The 20,477-nt window shown below is 69.9% G+C and carries 23 protein-coding genes and 1 tRNA gene; 14 read left to right on the top strand and 10 right to left on the bottom strand.

The annotated features are described in order from the left end of the window. From ABD378_RS40220 to ABD378_RS40210, 3 genes are all read left to right on the top strand, one after another. On the top strand, positions 1 to 997 hold a 997-nt coding region (locus ABD378_RS40220; RefSeq protein WP_344529725.1), incomplete at its 5' end, for a (2Fe-2S)-binding protein. Next, complete coding sequence (locus tag ABD378_RS40215) at positions 994 to 3,306, top strand: xanthine dehydrogenase family protein molybdopterin-binding subunit (protein ID WP_344529723.1); 2,313 nt, start codon at positions 994 to 996, stop codon at positions 3,304 to 3,306. The genes ABD378_RS40220 and ABD378_RS40215, both read left to right, overlap by 4 nt. 41 nt (positions 3,307 to 3,347) lie before the next feature. Then, complete coding sequence (locus ABD378_RS40210; RefSeq protein ID WP_386546785.1) at positions 3,348 to 3,842, top strand: AAA family ATPase; 495 nt, start codon at positions 3,348 to 3,350, stop codon at positions 3,840 to 3,842. A gap of 52 nt (positions 3,843 to 3,894) precedes the next feature. Here ABD378_RS40210 and ABD378_RS40205 read toward each other — a convergent pair. Beyond that, positions 3,895 to 3,969: transfer RNA gene (locus tag ABD378_RS40205), tRNA-Cys, on the bottom strand. A gap of 115 nt (positions 3,970 to 4,084) precedes the next feature. Continuing rightward, positions 4,085 to 4,525, bottom strand: coding sequence for an ester cyclase (locus tag ABD378_RS40200; protein WP_344529721.1), 441 nt, complete (start codon positions 4,523 to 4,525; stop codon positions 4,085 to 4,087). Positions 4,526 to 4,712: 187 nt separating this feature from the next. Here ABD378_RS40200 and ABD378_RS40195 point away from each other — a divergent pair, with 187 nt between their 5' ends. From ABD378_RS40195 to ABD378_RS40165, 7 genes are all read left to right on the top strand, one after another. Continuing rightward, positions 4,713 to 4,982 carry a hypothetical protein gene (locus ABD378_RS40195; protein WP_344529719.1) on the top strand — a complete coding sequence of 90 codons (270 nt, stop codon included), beginning with the start codon at positions 4,713 to 4,715 and terminating at the stop codon, positions 4,980 to 4,982. A gap of 95 nt (positions 4,983 to 5,077) precedes the next feature. Further along, positions 5,078 to 6,535, top strand: coding sequence for an MFS transporter (locus ABD378_RS40190; protein WP_344529717.1), 1,458 nt, complete (start codon positions 5,078 to 5,080; stop codon positions 6,533 to 6,535). Positions 6,536 to 6,567: 32 nt separating this feature from the next. Next, positions 6,568 to 6,765 (top strand): hypothetical protein, encoded by a 198-nt coding sequence (locus ABD378_RS40185; RefSeq protein ID WP_344529715.1) that lies wholly within the window; start codon positions 6,568 to 6,570, stop codon positions 6,763 to 6,765. Continuing rightward, a complete protein-coding gene (locus ABD378_RS40180; RefSeq protein WP_344529713.1) occupies positions 6,765 to 7,133 on the top strand; it encodes a type II toxin-antitoxin system death-on-curing family toxin in 369 nt (122 codons plus the stop codon). Before ABD378_RS40185 ends, ABD378_RS40180 begins: the two co-directional genes overlap by 1 nt. Positions 7,134 to 7,267: 134 nt before the next feature. After that, the gene (locus tag ABD378_RS40175) at positions 7,268 to 9,070 is read left to right on the top strand and encodes a DEAD/DEAH box helicase (RefSeq protein WP_344529711.1); all 1,803 of its coding nucleotides are present in this window, start codon (positions 7,268 to 7,270) and stop codon (positions 9,068 to 9,070) included. A 371-nt stretch (positions 9,071 to 9,441) separates the two neighbouring features. Next, on the top strand, positions 9,442 to 10,083 hold the full coding sequence (locus tag ABD378_RS40170; RefSeq protein WP_344529709.1) for an IclR family transcriptional regulator: 642 nt from the start codon (positions 9,442 to 9,444) through the stop codon (positions 10,081 to 10,083). A gap of 49 nt (positions 10,084 to 10,132) precedes the next feature. Beyond that, a complete protein-coding gene (locus ABD378_RS40165; protein ID WP_344529707.1) occupies positions 10,133 to 10,939 on the top strand; it encodes a S16 family serine protease in 807 nt (268 codons plus the stop codon). A 148-nt stretch (positions 10,940 to 11,087) separates the two neighbouring features. Here the strand turns inward: ABD378_RS40165 and ABD378_RS40160 are convergent, their stop codons facing one another. The 7 genes from ABD378_RS40160 to ABD378_RS40130 form a co-directional block, all read right to left on the bottom strand. Next, on the bottom strand, positions 11,088 to 11,687 hold the full coding sequence (locus ABD378_RS40160; protein WP_344529705.1) for an ArsR/SmtB family transcription factor: 600 nt from the start codon (positions 11,685 to 11,687) through the stop codon (positions 11,088 to 11,090). Between the two features lie 75 nt (positions 11,688 to 11,762). Further along, entirely contained in the window at positions 11,763 to 11,900 is a 138-nt protein-coding gene (locus ABD378_RS40155) for a hypothetical protein (RefSeq protein WP_249589659.1), read from the bottom strand. A gap of 52 nt (positions 11,901 to 11,952) precedes the next feature. Next, positions 11,953 to 12,915 (bottom strand): glycine betaine ABC transporter substrate-binding protein, encoded by a 963-nt coding sequence (locus tag ABD378_RS40150; protein WP_344529702.1) that lies wholly within the window; start codon positions 12,913 to 12,915, stop codon positions 11,953 to 11,955. Positions 12,916 to 12,953: 38 nt separating this feature from the next. Beyond that, positions 12,954 to 13,862: an ABC transporter permease gene (locus ABD378_RS40145; protein ID WP_425583969.1), complete on the bottom strand. Its 909-nt coding sequence runs from the start codon at positions 13,860 to 13,862 to the stop codon at positions 12,954 to 12,956. Positions 13,863 to 13,867: 5 nt separating this feature from the next. Beyond that, positions 13,868 to 15,079: a betaine/proline/choline family ABC transporter ATP-binding protein gene (locus ABD378_RS40140; protein WP_344529729.1), complete on the bottom strand. Its 1,212-nt coding sequence runs from the start codon at positions 15,077 to 15,079 to the stop codon at positions 13,868 to 13,870. Positions 15,080 to 15,176: 97 nt separating this feature from the next. Further along, positions 15,177 to 15,824, bottom strand: a complete 648-nt coding sequence (locus tag ABD378_RS40135; RefSeq protein ID WP_344529727.1) for an ABC transporter permease — start codon at positions 15,822 to 15,824, stop codon at positions 15,177 to 15,179. 152 nt (positions 15,825 to 15,976) lie between these two features. Beyond that, on the bottom strand, positions 15,977 to 16,447 hold the full coding sequence (locus tag ABD378_RS40130) for an Lrp/AsnC family transcriptional regulator (protein WP_344529700.1): 471 nt from the start codon (positions 16,445 to 16,447) through the stop codon (positions 15,977 to 15,979). A gap of 133 nt (positions 16,448 to 16,580) precedes the next feature. Here ABD378_RS40130 and hppD point away from each other — a divergent pair, with 133 nt between their 5' ends. The 4 genes from hppD to ABD378_RS40110 all read left to right on the top strand — a co-directional run bounded on the left by hppD (position 16,581) and on the right by ABD378_RS40110 (position 18,980). Continuing rightward, positions 16,581 to 17,738 (top strand): 4-hydroxyphenylpyruvate dioxygenase, encoded by a 1,158-nt coding sequence (gene hppD / locus ABD378_RS40125; RefSeq protein ID WP_344529698.1) that lies wholly within the window; start codon positions 16,581 to 16,583, stop codon positions 17,736 to 17,738. Positions 17,739 to 17,819: 81 nt separating this feature from the next. Then, the gene (locus ABD378_RS40120; RefSeq protein WP_344529696.1) at positions 17,820 to 18,122 is read left to right on the top strand and encodes a hypothetical protein; all 303 of its coding nucleotides are present in this window, start codon (positions 17,820 to 17,822) and stop codon (positions 18,120 to 18,122) included. After that, positions 18,115 to 18,393, top strand: coding sequence for an SH3-like domain-containing protein (locus ABD378_RS40115; protein WP_344529694.1), 279 nt, complete (start codon positions 18,115 to 18,117; stop codon positions 18,391 to 18,393). Before ABD378_RS40120 ends, ABD378_RS40115 begins: the two co-directional genes overlap by 8 nt. After that, positions 18,393 to 18,980 carry a nitrile hydratase subunit alpha gene (locus tag ABD378_RS40110; RefSeq protein WP_344529692.1) on the top strand — a complete coding sequence of 196 codons (588 nt, stop codon included), beginning with the start codon at positions 18,393 to 18,395 and terminating at the stop codon, positions 18,978 to 18,980. Before ABD378_RS40115 ends, ABD378_RS40110 begins: the two co-directional genes overlap by 1 nt. Before the next feature lie 139 nt (positions 18,981 to 19,119). On the opposite strand, the gene ABD378_RS40105 is transcribed toward ABD378_RS40110, so the two are convergent. Next, positions 19,120 to 20,477: tetratricopeptide repeat protein (locus tag ABD378_RS40105; protein ID WP_344529690.1), on the bottom strand; the 1,358-nt coding region annotated here is incomplete at its 5' end.

Raw genomic sequence — 20,477 nt, 5'->3', positions numbered from 1 at the left:
CGCGGGTGCGCCGTGGTCGGAGCCGGCGGAGCAGGCGTATGCCGAGCCGCAGCAGCCGCAGCCGCACGTCGAGCAGCCGCAGCCGCAGCGTCACGAGCCCGTCGCGCCCCCGGAAGCGTTCGTCCCCGAGCCGCCGGTCGCTCCTGAGATGCACGTGGTGCCCGAGGTGCCCGTGGCACCCGAGGTGCCCGACGTCCCCGCAGAGCCAGAGCCGGAGCCAGAGCCGGAGCCCGAAGCCGAGATCGAGGCCGAAGCGGACACCGCGGCCGAAGCGGACACCGACGCCGAGACCGAGGCTGACGCCGACCCCGACGCCGACCCTGACCCCGAGCCCGAAGCGGCGGCCACCACCGCCCCCCTCTCCGACGAACACCCCCTCTGCTCCTACGTCCTGCGCGTCAACGGCGCCGACCGCCCCGTCACCGACGCCTGGATCGGCGAGTCCCTCCTCTACGTCCTGCGCGAGCGCCTCGGCCTCGCGGGCGCCAAGGACGGCTGCTCGCAGGGCGAGTGCGGTGCCTGCAACGTCCAGGTGGACGGCCGTCTCGTCGCCTCCTGCCTGGTGCCCGCGGCCACCGCCGCCGGGAGCGAGGTGCGCACCGTCGAGGGCCTGGCCGTCGACGGCAGACCCTCCGACGTGCAGCGGGCGCTCGCCGCCTGCGGTGCCGTCCAGTGCGGCTTCTGCGTACCGGGCATGGCGATGACCCTGCACGACCTGCTCGAAGGCAACCCCGCCCCGTCCGACCTGGAGACCCGCCGCGCCCTGTGCGGCAACCTCTGCCGCTGCTCCGGCTACCGCGGCGTGCTCGACGCCGTGCAGGAAGTGGTCGCCGAGCGCGAGGCGTCCGCGGCCGCCACCGAGTCGACGGCCCACGGCGACATGACGGGCGAGGCGCGCATTCCGCACCAGGCGGGACCCGGCGCCGGAGGCGTCAACCCGGCGGCGCAGGACGGAACGTACGAAGGACCGTACGGCCAGGACGGAGGCCAGGCGTGAGCAACGAAGCCGCGGGGAACGGGAACACCGCGACCGCAGTGGATCCGCAGCCCGGCCCCGAGCCGCTGCCGCACGGCATCGGCGCATCGCTGCCGTCCGCCGAGGCCCGCGCCAAGACGGAGGGCACGTTCCCCTACGCGTCCGATCTGTGGGCGGAGGGGCTGCTCTGGGCGGCCGTCCTGCGCTCGCCGCACGCGCACGCGCGCATCGTCTCGATCGACACGTCCCAGGCGCGCGAGATGCCGGGCGTGCGGTCCGTCGTCACGCACGAGGACGTGCCCGGCGATGCGCTGCACGGCCGCAAGACCGCGGACCGCCCGGTCTTCGCCTCCGATGTCGTACGCCACCACGGCGAGGCCATCGCCGCCGTGGCCGCCGACCACCCCGACACGGCGCGGATGGCCGCCGCGGCCATCTTCGTCGAGTACGAGCTGATGGAGCCGGTCACCGATCCGGAGAAGGCCTTCGCGGCCGAACCCCTGCACCCCGACGGCAACTTGATCCGGCACATCCCGCTGCGGCACGGCGACCCGGAGGCGGCGGGCGAGCTCGTCGTCGAGGGCCTCTACCGCATCGGCCGCCAGGATCCCGCGCCGATCGGTGCGGAGGCGGGTCTGGCCGTGCCCCGCCCCGACGGGGGCGTGGAGCTGTACATCGCCTCCACCGACCCGCACACCGACCGCGACATGGCCGCGGCCTGCTACGGCATCGACCCGGACGTCGTGAAGGTCGTCGTGACCGGCGTCCCCGGCGCGACCGCCGACCGCGAGGACGCCAGCTTCCACCTGCCGCTCGGCCTGCTCGCGCTGACGACGGGCTGCCCGGTGAAGCTGACGGCGACCCGCGAGGAGTCCTTCCTGGGCCACGCCCACCGCCACCCCACTCTCCTGCGCTACCGCCATCACGCGGACGCCGAGGGCAAGTTGGTGAAGGTGGAGGCGCAGGTCCTGCTCGACGCGGGCGCGTACGCGGACACGTCGTCGGACGCGCTCGCCGCGGCCGTCTCCTTCGCCTGCGGCCCGTACGTCGTCCCGAACGCCTTCATCGAGGGCTGGGCGGTCCGCACGAACAACCCGCCTTCCGGGCATGTCCGGGGCGAGGGCGCCATGCAGGTGTGCGCGGCGTACGAAGCCCAAATGGACAAGATCGCCAAGAAGTTGGGCATCGACCCGGCGGAGCTGCGGCTGCGCAACGCGATGGCCACGGGCGACATCCTGCCCACCGGACAGACGGTGACGTGCCCGGCCCCGGTGGCCGAACTCCTCGCCGCCGTACGGGACTTCCCCCTCCCCGAGCTGCCCAAGGACACCCCCGAGGACGAGTGGCTGCTGCCAGGCGGCCCCGAGGGCGCGGGCGAACCGGCGGCCATCCGGCGGGGCGTGGGCTACGGCCTCGGCATGGTCCAACTCCTGGGCGCCGAAGGCACGGACGAGGTCTCCACGGCCACGGTGAAGGTCCACGACGGCATCGCGACCGTCATCTGCGCGGCGGTCGAGACGGGCCAGGGCTTCTCCACGCTCGCCCGCCAGATCGTCCAGGAGACCCTTGGCATCGACGACGTCCGCGTGGCCCCGGTCGACACGGACCAGCCTCCAGCAGGCCCGAGCTGCCACGGCCGCCACACATGGGTGTCGGGCGGCGCGGTGGAGCGCGCGGCGAAGATGGTCCGCACGCAGCTCCTCCAGCCCCTGGCCCACAAGTTCGGTATGTCGACCGAGCTGCTCCAGATCACCGACGGCAAGATCACCTCGTACGACGGCGTGCTGAGCACGACGGTGACGGAGGCGATGGACGGCAAGGAACTGTGGGCCACGGCTCAGTGCCGCCCGCACCCCACCGAGCCTCTCGACGAGGCGGGCCAGGGCGACGCGTTCGTAGGGATGGCGTTCTGCGCGATCCGCGCAGTGGTCGACGTCGACATCGAGATCGGTTCGATCCGGGTAGTGGAGCTGGCGGTCGCCCAGGACGTGGGCCGCATCCTGAACCCGACCCAGCTGAAGGTACGTATCGAGGCGGGCGTCACGCAGGGAGTCGGCGCGGCGCTGACGGAGAACCTCCGTACGCCGCGCGGCCTGGTCCGCCACCCCGACCTCACGGGCTACGCGCTCCCGACCGCCCTTGACACCCCGGACATCCGCCTCGTGAAGCTGGTGGAGGAGCGGGACGTCGTGGCGCCCTTCGGCGCGAAGGCGGCGAGCGCGGTGCCGGTCGTGACGACTCCGGCGGCGGTGGCGTCGGCGGTTCGCGCGGCGACGGGGCGGCCGGTGAACAGGTTGCCGATCCGCCCGCAGGCAGCGGTGGCGACGTGACCTCGGCTCCGCTGAGCGGGGTCGTCGTCATCACCGGCATCATGGCCTCGGGCAAGTCCACGGTGGCGCAGGCCCTCGCCGAGCGGCTGCCGCGCGCGGCGCACGTGCGGGGTGATGTCTTCCGCCGGATGATCGTGTCGGGCGGCCAGGAGTACGAGCCCGGCGCGTCGGACGAGGCCGCGGCCCAACTCCGGCTGCGGTACGGCCTGTCGGCGTCCACGGCCGACGCGTACGCGGCCGCCGGCTTCGTCGCGGTGGTCCAGGACGTCATCCTGGGCGAGGAGTTGAAGACGTACGTGGATCTGCTGCGTACGCGCCCGGTACACGTGGTCGTGCTCGCTCCGAGGCCGGAGTCTGTCGCCGCGCGGGAGGCCGGTCGCGGAAAGACCGGCTACGGCGCATGGACGGTGGAGGACCTGGACACGGGCCTGCGGTCCACGACCCCGAGGATCGGGCTCTGGCTGGACAGCAGTGACCTGACGGTCGACGAGACGGTGGACGCGATTCTCGCGGGGCTCGACGAGGCGCGGGTCTAGCCCCTCGCAACGCATCGAGGGGCGGCCCCGGACGGGACCACCCCTCGATCGCTGGAGGCCGTGGCGGGAATCGAACCCGCGTTACTGGATTTGCAGTCCAGCCCCTAAGCCACTCGGGCACACGGCCAAGTTCGGTTCCACACGTCGAACTCGACACCCCGAACGTAGACGTCTGCCGTTGGCCCGTTCAAGGGATTCGCCCGGCCCGCAACGGGACTGCCACACCCCGTTCATGAACCTGCTCAGGACGGCAGGTCCGGCAAGAGCCCCAGCTGCCCGAGGAAATCCATCTGATCGAAGTAGAGCCGATAGCTGACGATCTGACCGTCCTCGACCGTGGCTGTGTCGCACCCCCGGAGCCTGACCTCTTTCCCGGTCGCCGGCAGAGTCTCCCCCGAGGGCAAGACCACCGGGCCGGTGTTCGTTCCGCTGAGGAACCCCTCGTCGATCGCCGTGTTCCCCGCCTCGTGCTTGTACTCGGACTCGAATGTGGCGTCCGGTACCGCCTCCACCAGCTCGAGAAGGTACTCGACGATGTTCTCCCGTCCCCGGATCTCGCCTTGGTCCGGCGTGACGGCGAGCGCATCAGATGCGAAGCACTCTGCGATGGTTCTGGCCTTGGAATCCCCGGTTCCGGTGAGCGCCTCGGTGAATTGGTCCATGACCTCGCGCGCGTTTCCCATGATCGGCCTCCCGGTCCCATGGGGGCGATACCCCTCTCAATTTTCCCACAAAAGGGCATAAAACGGCCCTGCTGGGGTACGGCGTTATGCGGCCCCGGCAAGGGTGGATGCGGTGCAGTCGCGGCAGCGGCCCGGCCTTGGGGCGCGGAAGGCCCGGTCGCAGTGGTCGCAGTTCTGGAGGGGGTCCGTGTACGCGGTCACCGACGAGCTGGACGGTGAGTACGACGACAGTCCGGCCGGATACGAGAGCGGCTACGGCAGTGGCTATGAGGGGCGCATAGAGCGCGCCATGGAGGCCACCGGTGAGGGTCCGGCCCATGCGAACGGACTTCGCGTTCACGAGATGCCCGACGACCGCTACGAAGTCAGCACCGCCCACACCAAGGACGTCTACTGCATGCACGTCTCGCGCACGGACCACCTGGTGAGCGCCGAGGTCACCGACGGCACCTGCTGATCCACGGGGGAGCCGGAGGCGTACGACCAAGGGACCAGAAGGTCACCGACTCCGGACAGGGGTCACCGGCCGCTACGCCCCTTACGCTGGCCTGCATGGCCGCCCTGGACCCCGGTGACACCGACGTCACCCACGACGCACCGATATCGCCGTCCGAGGAGTCCGGGGGTGGAGTCCTGCGCGCCCCCTATCGGGCGCTCAGTCTCGGCATCGTCTCCGTGGTTCTGCTCATCGCCTTCGAGGCGACCGCCGTCGGGACCGCGATGCCGGTGGCGGCCCGGGAGCTGGACGGGGTTTCCCTCTACGCCTTCGGCTTCTCCGCGTACTTCACCACCAGCCTCTTCGGCATGGTGCTCTCCGGGCAGTGGGCCGACCGGCGTGGGCCACTCGGGCCGCTCGCCACCGGGATCGGCGCCTTCGCGGCGGGGCTGCTGCTCTCCGGGACCGCCGGGGCCATGTGGATGTTCATCCTGGGCCGTGCAGTGCAGGGGCTCGGCGGTGGGCTCGTCATCGTCGCGCTGTACGTCGTCGTCAGCCGGGCCTATCCGGAGCATCTGCGTCCGTCCATCCTGGCGGCGTTCGCGGCCAGTTGGGTCGTGCCGTCCGTGGTCGGGCCGCTGGTCGCCGGGACGGTCACCGAGCACCTCGGGTGGCGGTGGGTCTTCGTCGGGATTCCCGTCCTCGTCCTGGGGCCGCTCGCCCTCGCGCTGCCTGCCATTCGCCGCACCGCCTCCGGGCCCGTTGATCCGTCCGCGCCCGTCGAAGCGTTCGACCGGCGGCGTGTGCGGCTCGCGCTCGGGATCTCGCTGGGGGCCGGGCTCCTCCAGTACGCCGGGCAGGATCTGCGCTGGCTCTCGCTGCTGCCCGCAGTGCTGGGCGCCGTCGTCCTCGTGCCCGCCGTCCTCGGGCTGCTGCCGCGCGGGACGTACCGGGCCGTCCGGGGGCTGCCCTCCGTCGTGCTGCTGCGGGGCATCGCCGCCGGGTCCTTCATCGCCGCCGAGTCCTTCGTGCCGCTGATGCTGGTCACCCAGCGCGGGCTCTCGCCGACCATGGCGGGGCTCTCGCTCGCCGTGGGCGGTGCGACCTGGGCGTTCGGGTCGTTCGTACAGTCGCGGCCTGCCATGGAGCCGCACCGGACGTGGCTCATGGTCGTCGGGATGCTCCTGGTCGCCGCCGCCATCGCCACCGCGCCCACGGTCCTGATCGATGCCGTGCCCGTCTGGATCGTGGCGGTGGCCTGGGCCTTCGGATGCCTCGGCATGGGTACGGTGATCGGCTCGACGAGCGTGCTGCTCCTGCGCCTCTCTCCCCCGAAGGACGCGGGCTCGAACTCCGCGGCCCTGCAGATCTCCGACGGCCTCTCCAATGCCCTGCTCCTGGCCGCCGGAGGCGCCGCCTTCGCCGCGTTGGGTGGGGGCATGGTCGGCGCGCACAGCGCCGCCGAGGCGAGCGGGTCCCACCCGGGGGCCTTCGTCGCCGTCTTCCTGCCGATGGCGGCGGTCGCGCTGGTGGGGGCTTGGGTGGCTACGCGGATGCGGGCGGAATCCCGGTGACACCGAGTGGTACCACGCGGTACCGTTGACGCATGGCTGGACTGAACCTGCGATTCACGGACGAAGAGCTCGACGCCCTGCGTGAGCGTGCGGCGGCAGAGGGGAGCAGCATGCAGACGTTCGCGCACGACGCGGTGATCGCCGCCATAAACGAGCACGCGCGGCTCTTCAACGAGGCCGCCGACCACGTGCTGAAGGCGAGCGCGGAACTGAACCGGAGGCTCGCCTGATGCACTACCTCACTCTGCCCGAGTTGCTGAACCTCGCTAAGCGGCTCGGTGCGGACGAGGTGCGCGACTACGGTCTTCTTGGCTCGGCCCTGGCGCGCCCCCAGTCGAGCGTGTTCGGGCAGGACGCCTACCCGGACGTATGGGAGAAGGCCGCGGCGTTGATGGAGTCCCTGGCCCGCAACCATGCCCTCGTCGACGGCAACAAGCGCATCGCCTGGTACGCGACCTGGGTCTTCCTGCACATGAATGGGCACCCTCTGGACGCGGACTTCGACGTGGACGAGGCCGAGAAATTCGTACTTGACGTCTGCCAGGGCGCCCTGGACGTCCCGAAGACCGCCGCCCAGTTGCCGCGCTTCGCACGCTGACTCGGTCCGCCCTGTGACGTGAATCCCACCCACGGGCGTCCCGGCGTCGTCCGCGTGTTGACGCCGGGGGTCCGCCGGTAGGGTGGCCCGGTTGTCATACGTAGCCGAGCCGCCCGACCCAGACCACGGAGACCGTGACTACCACCGCCGCCTCAGCGTCCTCCGCCTCCCACCACCTCTCTCCCGCCTTCCCCGGCCGCGCCCCCTGGGGCACCGCCAACAAGCTGCGTGCCTGGCAGCAGGGGGCGATGGAGCGGTATCTCCAGGAGCAGCCGCGTGACTTTCTCGCCGTCGCGACACCCGGCGCCGGCAAGACGACCTTCGCGCTGACGCTCGCGTCCTGGCTGCTGCACCACCATGTCGTGCAGCAGGTGACGGTGGTCGCGCCGACCGAGCACCTGAAGAAGCAGTGGGCGGAGGCCGCGGCCAAGATAGGGATCAAGCTGGACCCGGAGTACAGCGCGGGGCCGCTCAGCAAGGAGTACCAGGGCGTCGCCATCACGTACGCCGGTGTGGGCGTGCGGCCCATGCTGCACCGCAACCGCGTCGAGCAGCGCAAGACGCTCGTCATCCTCGACGAGATCCACCACGCCGGTGACTCGAAGTCGTGGGGCGAGGCCTGCCTCGAGGCCTTCGAGCCCGCGACGCGGCGCCTCGCGCTCACCGGTACGCCGTTCAGGTCCGACACCAATCCGATCCCCTTCGTCGCGTACGAAGAAGGGAACGACGGCATCCGGCGGTCCGCCGCCGACTACACGTACGGATACGGGAGCGCGCTCGGCGACGGCGTCGTGCGGCCCGTCATCTTTCTTTCCTACTCCGGCAACATGCGCTGGCGCACGAAAGCCGGTGACGAGATCGCCGCGCGGCTCGGTGAGCCGATGACCAAGGACGCCATTTCGCAGGCGTGGCGGACGGCCCTGGACGCGCGCGGCGAGTGGATGCCGAATGTTCTCAAGGCCGCCGACCAGCGGCTCACCGAGGTCAGGAAGGCCATCCCGGATGCGGGCGGGCTCGTGATCGCCTCGGATCAGGACTCCGCCCGCTCGTACGCCAAGCTGATCCGCGAGCTCACCGGGGAGAAGGCCACGGTCGTCCTCTCCGACGACACGGGCGCCTCGAAGCGGATCGACGACTTCACCGCGAGCAACGACCGGTGGATGGTCGCGGTCCGGATGGTCTCCGAGGGCGTCGACGTGCCGCGCCTCGCGGTGGGTGTGTACGCGACCACCATTTCCACCCCCCTCTTCTTCGCGCAGGCCGTCGGACGCTTCGTGCGTTCCCGGCGGCGCGGCGAGACCGCGTCCGTCTTCCTGCCCACCGTCCCCGACCTCCTCGGCCACGCCAACGAGATGGAGGTCGAGCGCGACCACGTCCTCGACAAGCCGAAGAAGGACGGGGAAGAGGACCCGTACGCCGAGTCCGAGCAGGAGATGGACGAGGCGAACAAGGAGCAGGACGAGGACACCGGCGAGCAGGAGCAGTTCTCCTTCGAGGCTCTTGAGTCCGATGCCGTGTTCGACCGGGTGCTCTTCGATGGTGCCGAGTTCGGGATGCAGGCCCACCCGGGGAGCGAGGAGGAGCAGGACTATCTGGGCATCCCCGGTCTCCTCGAACCCGACCAGGTGCAGATGCTGCTCCAGAAGCGGCAGGCACGGCAGATCGCGCACGGCAAGAAGCGGCCCGACGAGGAAGCCGATCTTCTCGAACTGCCCGCCGAGCGGCGGCCCGTGGTCTCCCACAAGGAAATGCTCGAACTGCGCAAGCAGCTCAACACGATGGTCGGCGCGTACTCCCACCAGAGCGGGAAGCCGCACGGCGTGATCCACACTGAGCTGCGGCGCACCTGCGGCGGGCCGCCGAGCGCGGAGGCCACCGCAGGACAGCTGCGGCAGCGGATCGCGAAGGTCGGGGAGTGGGCCACCCGCATGAAGTAGGGCGGGCCTCTCCGGTGCGGGGATGACCGGCTTGGGGACTGACCCGCGCCGGGATGACCGGCGCGGGGGAGGAGGGGCGCGTTCCAAGTGCGGATTCCTTGTGCGGGAGTCGTGCACACCCCTGTCCGCGTGCCCCGCGTATGGGGCATTGCGCCCCTAACAACCGGCCTCGTGCCCGGATTCTGGACGGAGTCTTCCGCTGAGCGGGACGGCCTCGCTAATGTCCCCGCAACGTACACGCCCCGTGGCAGCGCCGCCGCGGAGCGCAGCCGGAGTTCCGACCGGCGGCCTCTGACGCGCGTCGCCCACGGGACCGGCGACGCAACCGCCGCGTAAAGGGGCCGTCGACCCTCACCTAAGGAGTGGGCGTCGTGACCGCGGAGACTTCCCAGACGCTCGACCGAGGACTGCGTGTCCTCAAGCTGTTGGCCGACACCGATCACGGGCTCACCGTCACCGAGCTGTCGAACAAGCTCGGTGTGAACCGCACCGTGGTGTACCGCCTCCTCGCCACCCTGGAGCAGCATGCCCTGGTCCGCCGTGACCTGGGCGGCCGGGCCAGGGTCGGCCTGGGGGTGCTCCGCCTCGGCCGCCAGGTGCATCCGCTGGTGCGCGAGGCCGCGCTGCCCGCTCTTCGCTCCCTCGCCGAGGACATAGGCGCGACGGCGCACCTGACGCTGGTCGACGGCACCGAGGCCCTCGCCATCGCCGTCGTCGAACCGACCTGGACGGATTACCACGTGGCCTACCGCACCGGCTTCCGGCACCCCCTGGACCGGGGCGCAGCGGGCCGCGCCATCCTCGCAGCCCGGCAGGGGCTCGCCACCGACCCCGGCTACGCGCTGACGCACGGCGAGCTGGAGGCGGGGGCGAGTGGGGCGGCGGCGCCTCTGGTCGGCGTGACCGGCATAGAGGGGAGCGTGGGCGTCGTCATGCTGTCGGACTCCGTGCCGGAGCGGGTGGGGCCGCGGGTGGTGGACGCGGCCCGCGAAGTAGCTGACGCGTTGCGCTGAGCCCTGTCCGCTGATCCGGTCATGGAACCGGTCACGTTAGATTGACCCCGTGTTCTCCCTCTCTCGCCTCACGCGCCCCAAGGCCCTCGCCGTCTGTGCTGCCCCCGTGGTCGCCCTGCTCGCCGTCACGGCCCTGGCGCCGTTGCCGTTCGCCGTGGCCCAGCCGGGGTCGACGGCGAACGTACTGGGTGAGAGCGAGGGCAAGCGGGTCATCACGATCAGCGGTGCGCCCACCCGGGAGACGAGCGGGCAGCTGCGGATGACGACGATCGTGGCCACCGGGCCCGACACGGACGTGAGCCTGAGCGACGTGGTGGACGGCTGGTTCCGCACGGACCGTTCCGTGATGCCCAAGGACTCGGTGTACCCCACCGGCGACAACGTGAAGGAAGTCGAGAAGCACAACCTCGGCGACATGAAGAAGTCGCAGGACACGGCCACGGAGGCGGCGCTCGCCTACCTCGAGGCCAACGGGGTGGACGGCACGGACAAGGTGAAGGTCAAGGTCGACCTCGGCAAGATCGGGGGCCCCAGCGCGGGCCTCTTCCTCTCGCTCGGCGTCATCGACCTGATCGACGGCAATGGAAGCGGAGGGGACCTGACGGGCGGCCGGAAGATCGCGGGCACCGGCACGATCTCCGACGACGGCAAGGTCGGCCCGGTCGGCGGCGTCTCGATGAAGACACAGGCCGCGAAGCGGGACGGCGCGAGCGTCTTCCTGGTCCCGAAGGCGGAGTGCTCGGACGCCGAGGCGGAGCTGCCGAAGGGGCTTCAGCTGATCCCGGTCACGACACTGAAGGAAACGGTTGACGCGTTGCGTTCCCTGGAGCGGGGCGAGAAGGTTCCGAGCTGCTGACCAGGCGGAGTCCTAACTCCACCATGGTCCAGCCGAGTTGAGTACGTAGGTGGGGGCGGCTATTCCGTAAGGGTGCCGCTTGGTGGAGTTCGGCGGCGCGGGTGCGGTGCAGCACGAGGTGTACGTCGGGGTGCATGGCTGAGGCCTCTCACTCGGTGTAGTGCGTCGGGAAGATGTGGGTGTGCAGGCGCACCCTCGCGGAGTCCGGGGTGTTCTCGTCGACCGCCAACGGGCGGTAGCTCTCGATGAGTTCGGTGATCCTGCCGTTCAGTTCGGCGGTGATCTCGGGCGTTAGGCGCAGGGTGTAGTCGCTGATGTCGGCGCTCTCCGTCCACTCCGGGGACCAGTCGTGCTGCGTGCCGATCCAGGTGGAGAGTTCCGAGGCGTGGAAGGCCGCCACCTCGTGGAGGTAGACGGCGACCGCGCCGCGCACCGTCGGGTCCGGGTCGGCCATGAGCGACTCGTCGAGGCGTGTGCCTTGGTGCGTCGACTGCCACCAGCGTTCGCGTCCCTTGCCCCGCCCCGGCGCGTCCTCGACGAAGCCGTGCGCGGCGAGCTGGCGCAGGTGGTAACTCGTCGCGCCGCTGGACTCGCCCAGGCGGTCCGCCAGTTGGGATGCGGTGGCCGGGCCCTGCTTCCGCAGCGAGGTGAGCAGCTGGATGCGCAGGGGATGGGCCAGGCCCCGCAGGGAGTGAGGGGTGAGGGTGTGGATCTTGCGGCTCTCGGGATCTGTCGTGCCGTCCGTCATGCCTCAACCGTAGACATGCAAAGACTCCGTTGCAACCCTTTCTTTGCAACGGAGTCTTTGCATGCCCGGATCTCGCTACTCCGGCACTTCCTCCCGCGCGAATGCCTCCCGCAGCGCGTCGGCGATCACGACGCTGACGGCGACGCCTCTGCGCGCAGCCCGCAACTCGGCTTCCTGGAGCAGGTCTTCAGGGAGATCGACCGTGATTCTCATGCGGCCCACCGTAGGTCCGGCGCACCCTGGCAGGGCAGGGTGAATTCGGGCGTCACTCCTTGACGAACCCCTCCTGCACCATCCACTCCAACGCCACCGCATGCGGATCCTGACCCTCCACGTCCACCTTGGAGTTCAGCTCCTGGGCCACCGTGTTGTTGAGCTTCTTCGTGATGGGGGCCAGGACCTCCGCCATCTCCGGGTGCTCCTTCAGCGCCTTGCTGTTGATTTCCGGGGCGGCGTTGTAGTTCGGGAAGAAGTGCTTGTCGTCCTCCATCACCGACAGGTTCATCGCCTTGATGCGGCCGTCGGTGGTGAAGACCTCGCCGAACGTGCACGACCCCTTGGAGACCTGGGTGTAGATGATCCCGGTGTCCATCTTGGTGATGTTGGAGTTGGGGATCTTCATCCCGTACTCCTTCTGCATGCCCGGCAGACCGTCCTCGCGCGAGGAGAACTCGCTCTCCACGCACAGCGTGACCGCCTTCGGGTCCGACTTCGACAGGGCCGCCACGTCGGAGAGGGTCTTCGTCTTGTACTTGGCCTCGTTCTTCTGGTTGATGGCAAGGGCGTAGGTGTTGTTGAGCTCCGCGGGCGGCAGCCAGGTGATGCCGTTCTTCTTGTCCGCGTCACGCACCGCCGCCCACTGCTTCTGCGGGTCGTCGATGGGATCGGAGTTGCCGAGGTACGTGATCCAGGCGGTGCCCGTGTACTCGTACATGGCATCCGCGTCACCGCCCTTGACGGCCTCGCGGGCGCCGATCGAGCCCTGGATGCCCGTCCGGTCAAGGACGTCCGCGCCGGCCGCCTCGAAGGCGATGCCCATGATCGCGCCGAGGATCAGCTGCTCGGTGAACTCCTTGGATGTCACGGTGAGGTCGGCGCCCTTCAGGGGAAGACCCTTGCCGATCGTGCCGGGCTTGACGTCGTCCACCATCGGGCTGCCGCTGGTGAGGCCGCAGCTCACGAGCAGGGCCGCGCCCACCACGCCCACGGCCGCCGTACGCAATGTCATCCTCGTACTGGTACTCGTACTTGTACTGGTACTCGTCCTCATGATCCTGCCTCCAAGCCGCGCGGACGCAGGAACAGTTCGGCCAGGGAGGCCAGCCAGTCCACGAGGAGCGCGAGCGCGATCGTCAGGATCGAGCCGAGCATGAGCACCGGCATCCGCTGGTTGGTGATCCCGGTGGTGATGAGGTCGCCGAGTCCGCCGCCACCGCCGAACGTGGCGAGCGTCGCCGTGCCGACGTTCAGGACGAGCGCGGTACGCACACCCGCGAGGATCAGCGGTACGGCCAGCGGGAGTTCGACCTTGCCGAGGACCCCCCACGTCGACATGCCGATGCCTCGCGCGGCCTCAAGGAGCGTCGGGTCGTTGGCGTTCAGGCCCGCGATCGTGTTGGAGAGGACAGGCAGGACGGCGTAGATGATGATGCCGATCAGGGCCGCCTTCTCGCCGATGCCGATCCAGATCACCAGGAGGGCGAGGAGGCCGATCGCCGGTGTCGCCTGGCCGATGTTGGCCAGGGCCATCGCCGGGGGTGCCCCCTTGCGGAGCTTCTTGCGGGTCAGCAGGATGCCCAGCGGGATCGCGATGATCAGTACGAAGAAGGTGGAGATGGCCGTCAGCTGGATGTGCTGGCGGAGCCTGAGCCACACATTGCCGTCCGCCAGGGCGTTCTTCGAGATCGAGTCCAGGTCGGCCTGCTCGAACCACCACCAGGTGAGCAGCAGGACGAGCGCCAGGAACGCGGGCAGGATCGTGAGCTTCTGCCAGCCGATCCGCCGTGCCCGGCCCGTGGCCACGGCCGCCGCCGCCGAGGGCGGGGGCTCCGGCTCCGCCTCGCCCGTGTCACGGAAGTGATGGCCCTTGACCTCGTGCTCGCCTTCGGGCCGGGGGTCGGGCCCGTCGTCGGGCGATGGCTTGCGGTCGGGGATCCGGGGGTTGCTCCCGGGGATGCCTGTCACGCCTTCGCCGCCCCTCCTCCGTCGCCCTCCTGCTCGTGGTGGGTCAACTCGGCACGCTGTTCCTGCAGTTCATGCTGGTGCTCCACGGCATCGAGCCGGTCGGCCTCCAGCATCTCGTGGACCGAGTTCATCAGCGTCTCCATGTCCACGACGCCGGTGAACTCACCGCGCCGCCCGGTGACCGCGACCCGCCCCGCGTTGTCCGTGAGGACCGCTTCGAGCGCGTCGCGCAGGGTGGCGTCGCGGGTGACCGTGTCGTGGACGAGGGTGCCCGCGCGGGCCAGCGAGCCCTTGGCGCGCATCAGATCACCGCGCCGCAGCCACTTGTAGGGGCGGCGGCGTTTGTCGAGGAGCAGCAGTTCGTTCGTGCCGCTGGCCCGCAGCTTGTCGAAGATGGTCTGGAGCGGGTCGTCGACGGTCACCGTCGCGAAGTCGGCGATCTCCACGTCGCGTACGCGGGTGAGGTTGAGCCGCTTCAGGGCCGCGCCCGCGCCCACGAAACCGGAGACGAAGTCGTCGGCGGGGTTGGTGAGGATGGCCTCCGGGGTGTCGAACTGCGCGATGTGCGAGCGCTCCCGAAGGACCGCGATGCGGTCGCCGAGCTTGATGGCCTCGTCGAAGTCGTGCGTGACGAAGACGATCGTCTTGTGCAGCTCGTGCTGGAGCCGGATCAGCTCGTCCTGGAGGTGGTCGCGGGTGATCGGGTCGACCGCGCCGAACGGCTCGTCCATCAGGAGGACGGGCGGGTCGGCCGCCAACGCCCTTGCCACGCCCACGCGTTGCTGCTGGCCGCCGGAGAGCTGACGCGGATAGCGGCCGTGGAACTCCGCCGGGTCGAGCCCGACGAGGTCGAGCATCTCCTCCACCCGGGACTTGATCCTCGACTTCCCCCAGCCGATCATCTTCGGCACGAGGGCGATGTTCTGGGCGACCGTCATGTGCGGGAAGAGGCCGGACGACTGGATCGCGTAGCCGATCTTCCGGCGCAGCTTCACCGGGTCCATGTCGGTGACGTCCTCGCCGCCGATGCGGATACGGCCGCTGGTCGGCTCGATGAGCCGGTTGATCATCTTCAGCGTGGTCGACTTACCGCAGCCCGAAGGGCCGACGAGGATGACGATCTCGCCCGCCTTGATCTCCATGTTGACGCTGTCCACCGCGGGGTCGCCGCTGCCCGCGTACCGCTTGGTGAGGTTCTCCAGCTCGATCGTCGCGCCCGTGGTGGCGTTCGGGGCCGCCGCGCCATCGGCCGTCGCCCCGTCGGTGGAAGTCGCGGTGGTCTCAGACACGGACTCGGACACGGACTCAGACACGGATACCCCTCGAGATGGTCAGGCGGCCGATCAGGACGTACACGGCGTCGAAGAGCAGCGCCAGGATGATGATCCCGAGCGTGCCCGCGAGCACCTGGTTCAGCGCGTTCTTGCTGCCGAGCGAGGCGATGCCGCGGAAGATCTCGTTGCCGAGGCCGGGCCCGGACGCGTACGCGGCGATGGCCGCGATGCCCATCAGCATCTGCGTGGAGACGCGGATGCCGGTCAGGATCGGCGGCCAGGCGATCGGGAGTTCCACCTTCACCAGGCGTGCGGCACGCGACATCCCGATGCCCTTCGCCGCGTCGACAAGCGAGGGATCCACGCCGCGCAGGCCGACGATGGCGTTGCGCACGATGGGGAGCAGGCCGTAGAGGGTCAGCGCGATGACCGTCGGTGCGACACCGAGGCCGACGACGGGGATCAGCAGACCGATCATGGCGAGCGACGGAATGGTCAGGATGGTGGAGGTCGCGGTCGTGGCCAGATTGCCCGCCCACTCGCTGCGGTACGTGATGACGCCGATCAGTACTCCGATGACGGTCGCCACGACCATGCACTGGAAGACCGCACTGGCGTGCTGGTACGCGTCCGTCAGCAACTGCTGGTGGCGGTTGCCGAGGTAGTCCCAGAAGTTCACTGAACTGCTCACCTCGCCCAGGCGCGGTTCAGACGGCGCCGGGAGTCTCCCGGCGCCCGCGTGCTGCGTACGTCGTGGGGTCGTACTGCGCTGTGTCCGTTCGACTGTTCAGCTGTGTTCGGTTCGGCTGTTCGTTTCCCTACCTACCCGCATCAGGTGTCTTCTGACGCCTGTTCGACCAGCGGGATGATCCGCAGCGGAACAGGGTTCTCCATGACGATCGCCGTGGAGGCCCGGACGATGCCATCAAAACCCACGACCCGGTCGATCACACGTTGGAGATCGGCGTTCGAACGGGCGACGAGGCGGCACTGCATGTCGCCGTGGCCGGTGATGGTGTGCAGTTCGAGCACCTCGGCGACCGTCGCCAAATGCGCCCGTACGTCGGCGCCCTGGCCCTGTTTGATCTCAAGCGTGGCGAAGGCGGTGACGGGGTAGCCGAGGGCGGCCGGGTCGACCTCCGGGCCGAAGCCGCGGATGACTCCGTTCGACTGAAGGCGGTCCATCCGGGCCTGCACGGTCCCGCGCGCGACACCGAGCCTGCGGGAGGCCTCCAGGACGCCGATGCGCGGCTCGCGGGCGAGCAGCACGATGAGCCTGCCGTCCAGATGATCGATCGCCATGGTGTGCTCATCTCCGCTTCCGAGGTGGTCATCATGTACAGATAGCCCGCTCATCCTGGCCCGTGGCTGAGCAGATTGCCCACCGAATACGCAAACTATTGCGCACCTTGCGATACGGCGGGAGCCTGCGGACATGGCAGCTACCGCGAACACCCAGCACACGGCCACCCCCCACATCGCGCGCGAGGCCGACCCCTTCCCGGTCAAGGGAATGGACGCCGTCGTCTTCGCCGTGGGCAACGCCAAGCAGGCGGCGCACTACTACTCCACGGCCTTCGGCATGAAACTCGTGGCGTACGCGGGCCCGGAGACAGGCAGCCGCGAGACCGCTTCGTACGTCCTCACGAACGGCGCGGCCCGCTTCGTCCTGACCTCCGTCATCAAGGCATCGACGGACTGGGGCCACTTCATCGAGGGCCACGTCGCCGAGCACGGCGACGGCGTCGTCGACCTCGCCATCGAGGTGCCGGACGCGCGCGCCGCGTACGCGTACGCCGTCGAGCACGGCGCCCGCGGCCTCACCGAGCCGTACGAGGTCAAGGACGAGCACGGCACGGTCGTGCTCGCCGCCATCGCGACGTACGGCAAGACCCGCCACACGCTCGTCGAGCGCACCGGCTACGACGGCCCCTACCTGCCCGGCTTCACGGCCGCCTCCCCGATCGTCGAGCCGCCGGCCAAGCGGACCTTCCAGGCGATCGACCACTGCGTCGGCAACGTCGAGCTCGGCAAGATGAACGAGTGGGTCGCCTTCTACAACAAGGTCATGGGCTTCACGAACATGAAGGAGTTCGTGGGCGACGACATCGCGACCGAGTACAGCGCGCTGATGTCGAAGGTCGTGGCCGATGGCACGTTGAAGGTGAAGTTCCCCATCAACGAGCCCGCCATCGCCAAGAAGAAGTCCCAGATCGACGAGTACCTCGAGTTCTACGGCGGCGCGGGCGTCCAGCACATCGCGCTCGCCACGAACGACATCGTGGAGTCCGTACGCACCATGCGCGCGGCCGGCGTCAAGTTCCTCGACACCCCGGACTCGTACTACGACACGCTCGGAGACTGGGCCGGCGAGACGCGAGTCCCCGTCGACACCCTGCGCGAGCTGAAGATCCTCGTGGACCGCGACGAGGACGGCTACCTGCTGCAGATCTTCACCAAGCCGGTCCAGGACCGCCCGACCGTCTTCTTCGAGATGATCGAGCGGCACGGCTCGATGGGCTTCGGCAAGGGCAACTTCAAGGCGCTGTTCGAGGCGATCGAGCGGGAGCAGGAGAAGCGCGGCAACCTCTAGGGGCCTCTGTGGCTGTGGAGGGCCGTCTCTGGAGTGCCGTCTCTGGGGGCGGCCCGAGGGATTGCTGGCTAGAGTGCGGGCATGGCCAGGATCAATGACGTCGGCGGGATGACGGGCTTCGGGCCCATCGACACCACCGACGACACGGAGCCCTTCCACGCGGACTGGGAGGCGCGGGTGTTCGCGCTCAACAGTGCGCTGGTGCGTGAAGGCGTCTACAACCTGGACGAGTTCAGGGACGCCGTCGAGACGATGCCGCCGGGGGAGTACCTGGCGGCGTCGTACTACGAGCGGTGGTTCCACGCGATCCGGGTGCTGCTGGTGCGCAAGGGCGTGGTGACGGCGGACGAGCTTCCGGGTGCTCCGGGTGGTCCGGATGCCTGACCGCTTCGTCGCGGGCGCGGAGGTCCGCACCGTCCACCACGACCCACCGCACCACACCCGCCTGCCGCGGTACGCCCGGGGCAAGCGGGGCGTGGTGATCGAGCCCGAGGGCAGGCACCCGCTGGCGGACGTCAGCGCGCAGGGGCGGGGGGACGCGCCCGTGGAGCAGGTGTACGCGGTGCGGTTCGCCGCGCGCGAGCTGTGGGGCGAGGGGGAGCACGGGGTGGTGCTCGACCTGTGGGAGAGCTACTTGGAACCGGAGGGCAACTGATGTCCGGTACGCACTCGGATGCGCTGATCTCTCGTCAAGTACGCGACCTGGAAGCGTTGTTGGAGGACCGGGGAATCGTCGCCGGACCGGCCCTCGACGAGGCCCTCGACGCGTTCCTCGCCGGGTCGTCCCCGCTGAACGGGGCGCGGGTGGTGGCGCGGGCGTGGACGGACCCGGCGTTCAAGGAGCGGCTTCTCGCGGACGGTACGTCGGCGGTGGCGGAGCTGGGTTATGCGGCGGGCGGGGTCCAGCCCCAGCGTCTTCGGGTGGTGGAGAACACCGCCCACACGCACAACGTCGTCGTCTGCACGCTCTGCTCCTGCTATCCGGTACGGCTCCTTGGCCCGTCCCCCAGCTGGTACAAGAGCGAGGCGTACCGCTCGCGCGTGGTGCGTGAACCGAGGGCGGTGCTTGCGGAGTTCGGCTTCGCCGTGCCCCTCGACACGGAGATCACGGTCTGGGACTCCAGTGCGGAGACCCGCTACATGGTCCTGCCCCGCCGCCCTCCGGCCACGGAGTCCCTCCGGGAGCCGGCCCTGACTGGCTTGATCACCCGCAACGCCCTGATCGGCACGGCCCCGCTGTAACTGGCCGCACGGCCTCAGCGCCCCCCCTGCTCGCCGCTCCGCGGCGGATGCTCCCCGCCCACCCACCCGATTACCCCGCAGGGCATCGGGTGCGTGGGCGGGAGATGTCTGGCGCGCAGCGGTGGTCCGTAGGGGGAGGTCAGGTTTGGGGGGAGGTGGTGCGGGGGGTTGGTTTTGGTTGGGCTTCCGAGGGGGGTCGGGGGGTGCTTGGCGGCGCTGCCTGCGGGGTGGGGGCGTACATTTCTTCTGGGCCGCCCTCTGGGGGGTCGCCCAGGGCGTTCATTGCCTCCTCGGCCTCCGGGGCCAGCAGTGGTGAGAAGTGGGGGTTCAGGCGGAGCGCCTCGCCGATGTGGCGCCGCGCAGCCCCGTACCTGCCGAGCTCCCGCTCGATCTCACCCCGGTGGTAAGCGAACACCGCGCTCCGCGGCCCCTTCTTCGTCGCCCGGGTCGCGTACTTCAGCGCCTCCTTCCCCTCACCGGCCCGATGCAACGCCCAGCCCAGCGCATCCGCCACCTCCGGACTGCCGTGGCGCTTGAACTCCTTCCGCAGACGGTCCACCGCCGCCTCCGCGTCCCCGTGGTCCGCCTCGAAAAGGCCGAGGATCCGTTCGTCGTTGACGCCGTTGAACCCCTCCTGCTTCACCCGGGCCCGCAGCACGTCGTACTGCGCCCGCGCGGCAGGGGCCAGCTTCAGCGACTCGTACAACTCGCCGAGCTCCAGGGCGTATCCCGGAGCAGGCTGCCTCACCAGCGCGCTCTGATAGGAACGCAGCGCCTCCGACGTACGGCCGAGTGCCGCAAGCGCGCGGCCCTTCCCGGCGAGGGAAGGGTGGTGGTCCGGGTCCGAGAGCAGCGCCGCCTCGTAGTAGCGCAACGCCTCCGACGGCTCGCCCCGCTCCCACGACAGCTCGCCCACCCGGTACAGGCACGCCGCCTTCGCCGCGGGCCCCTCCGCCAGCGCCGCGGCGTCCATCAGCTTCGATGCCGCGTCCTCGCGCCAGCCGCGGTCCCGGTAGACCTGCCCGGACAGGGCCATCACAGAGGCGCCCGAGTTCAGCTCCTGGAGCGTCTCCAGGGCCTTCCCCACGCCCTTCGCGTCACCCAGGCCGCTGTACGCGTCGATCAGTGCGGGATACGTCGACCACCGCTTCGGGGACAGTTTGACCGCGCTCTCCGCCCACTTCTTCGCCCCGCGGAAGTCATGCCGCGCGTTCGCGAGCACCGCCATGCCCGTCAGCGCCTGCGCGTTCCCCTCCGGCCGTGTCTTGAGCGACGTACGCAGCGCTTCCTCCGCCTTGGGGTAGTACGCGGAGTCCGCCGTCCGAAGCCCACGCTCGACGTAGGCGGCCCCGAGCACCGCCCACGACTGGTCGTCCCCGGGATGCTTGCGCACGTGCGCCTCCCGCTCCCCGATCAGCACGGTGAGATCGGGCAGCGCCGCCGGAGCCCCGGCACCCGCCGCCGCCATCGCCCGCCCGGCGGGCCCGAGGGCGGGCG

The organism is Streptomyces rectiviolaceus, from assembly GCF_039533825.1.
In the GTDB taxonomy this organism is placed as follows: domain Bacteria; phylum Actinomycetota; class Actinomycetes; order Streptomycetales; family Streptomycetaceae; genus Streptomyces; species Streptomyces rectiviolaceus.
Note: the sequence above shows the minus strand (reverse complement) of the source record. Positions and strands in the feature narration are given on the sequence as shown.

Excerpts from the sequence above, each read along its gene's own strand:
- ABD378_RS40210 (WP_386546785.1), top strand. The coding sequence starts at position 3,348 with ATGGCCTCGGGCAAGTCCACGGTGGCGCAGGCCCTCGCCGAGCGGCTG.
- ABD378_RS40200 (WP_344529721.1), bottom strand. The coding sequence starts at position 4,525 with ATGGGAAACGCGCGCGAGGTCATGGACCAATTCACCGAGGCGCTCACC.
- ABD378_RS40190 (WP_344529717.1), top strand. The coding sequence starts at position 5,078 with ATGGCCGCCCTGGACCCCGGTGACACCGACGTCACCCACGACGCACCG.
- ABD378_RS40185 (WP_344529715.1), top strand. The coding sequence starts at position 6,568 with ATGGCTGGACTGAACCTGCGATTCACGGACGAAGAGCTCGACGCCCTG.
- ABD378_RS40180 (WP_344529713.1), top strand. The coding sequence starts at position 6,765 with ATGCACTACCTCACTCTGCCCGAGTTGCTGAACCTCGCTAAGCGGCTC.
- ABD378_RS40160 (WP_344529705.1), bottom strand. The coding sequence starts at position 11,687 with ATGACGGACGGCACGACAGATCCCGAGAGCCGCAAGATCCACACCCTC.
- ABD378_RS40155 (WP_249589659.1), bottom strand. The coding sequence starts at position 11,900 with ATGAGAATCACGGTCGATCTCCCTGAAGACCTGCTCCAGGAAGCCGAG.
- ABD378_RS40150 (WP_344529702.1), bottom strand. The coding sequence starts at position 12,915 with ATGACATTGCGTACGGCGGCCGTGGGCGTGGTGGGCGCGGCCCTGCTC.
- ABD378_RS40130 (WP_344529700.1), bottom strand. The coding sequence starts at position 16,447 with ATGGCGATCGATCATCTGGACGGCAGGCTCATCGTGCTGCTCGCCCGC.
- hppD (WP_344529698.1), top strand. The coding sequence starts at position 16,581 with ATGGCAGCTACCGCGAACACCCAGCACACGGCCACCCCCCACATCGCG.
- ABD378_RS40120 (WP_344529696.1), top strand. The coding sequence starts at position 17,820 with ATGGCCAGGATCAATGACGTCGGCGGGATGACGGGCTTCGGGCCCATC.
- ABD378_RS40115 (WP_344529694.1), top strand. The coding sequence starts at position 18,115 with ATGCCTGACCGCTTCGTCGCGGGCGCGGAGGTCCGCACCGTCCACCAC.
- ABD378_RS40110 (WP_344529692.1), top strand. The coding sequence starts at position 18,393 with ATGTCCGGTACGCACTCGGATGCGCTGATCTCTCGTCAAGTACGCGAC.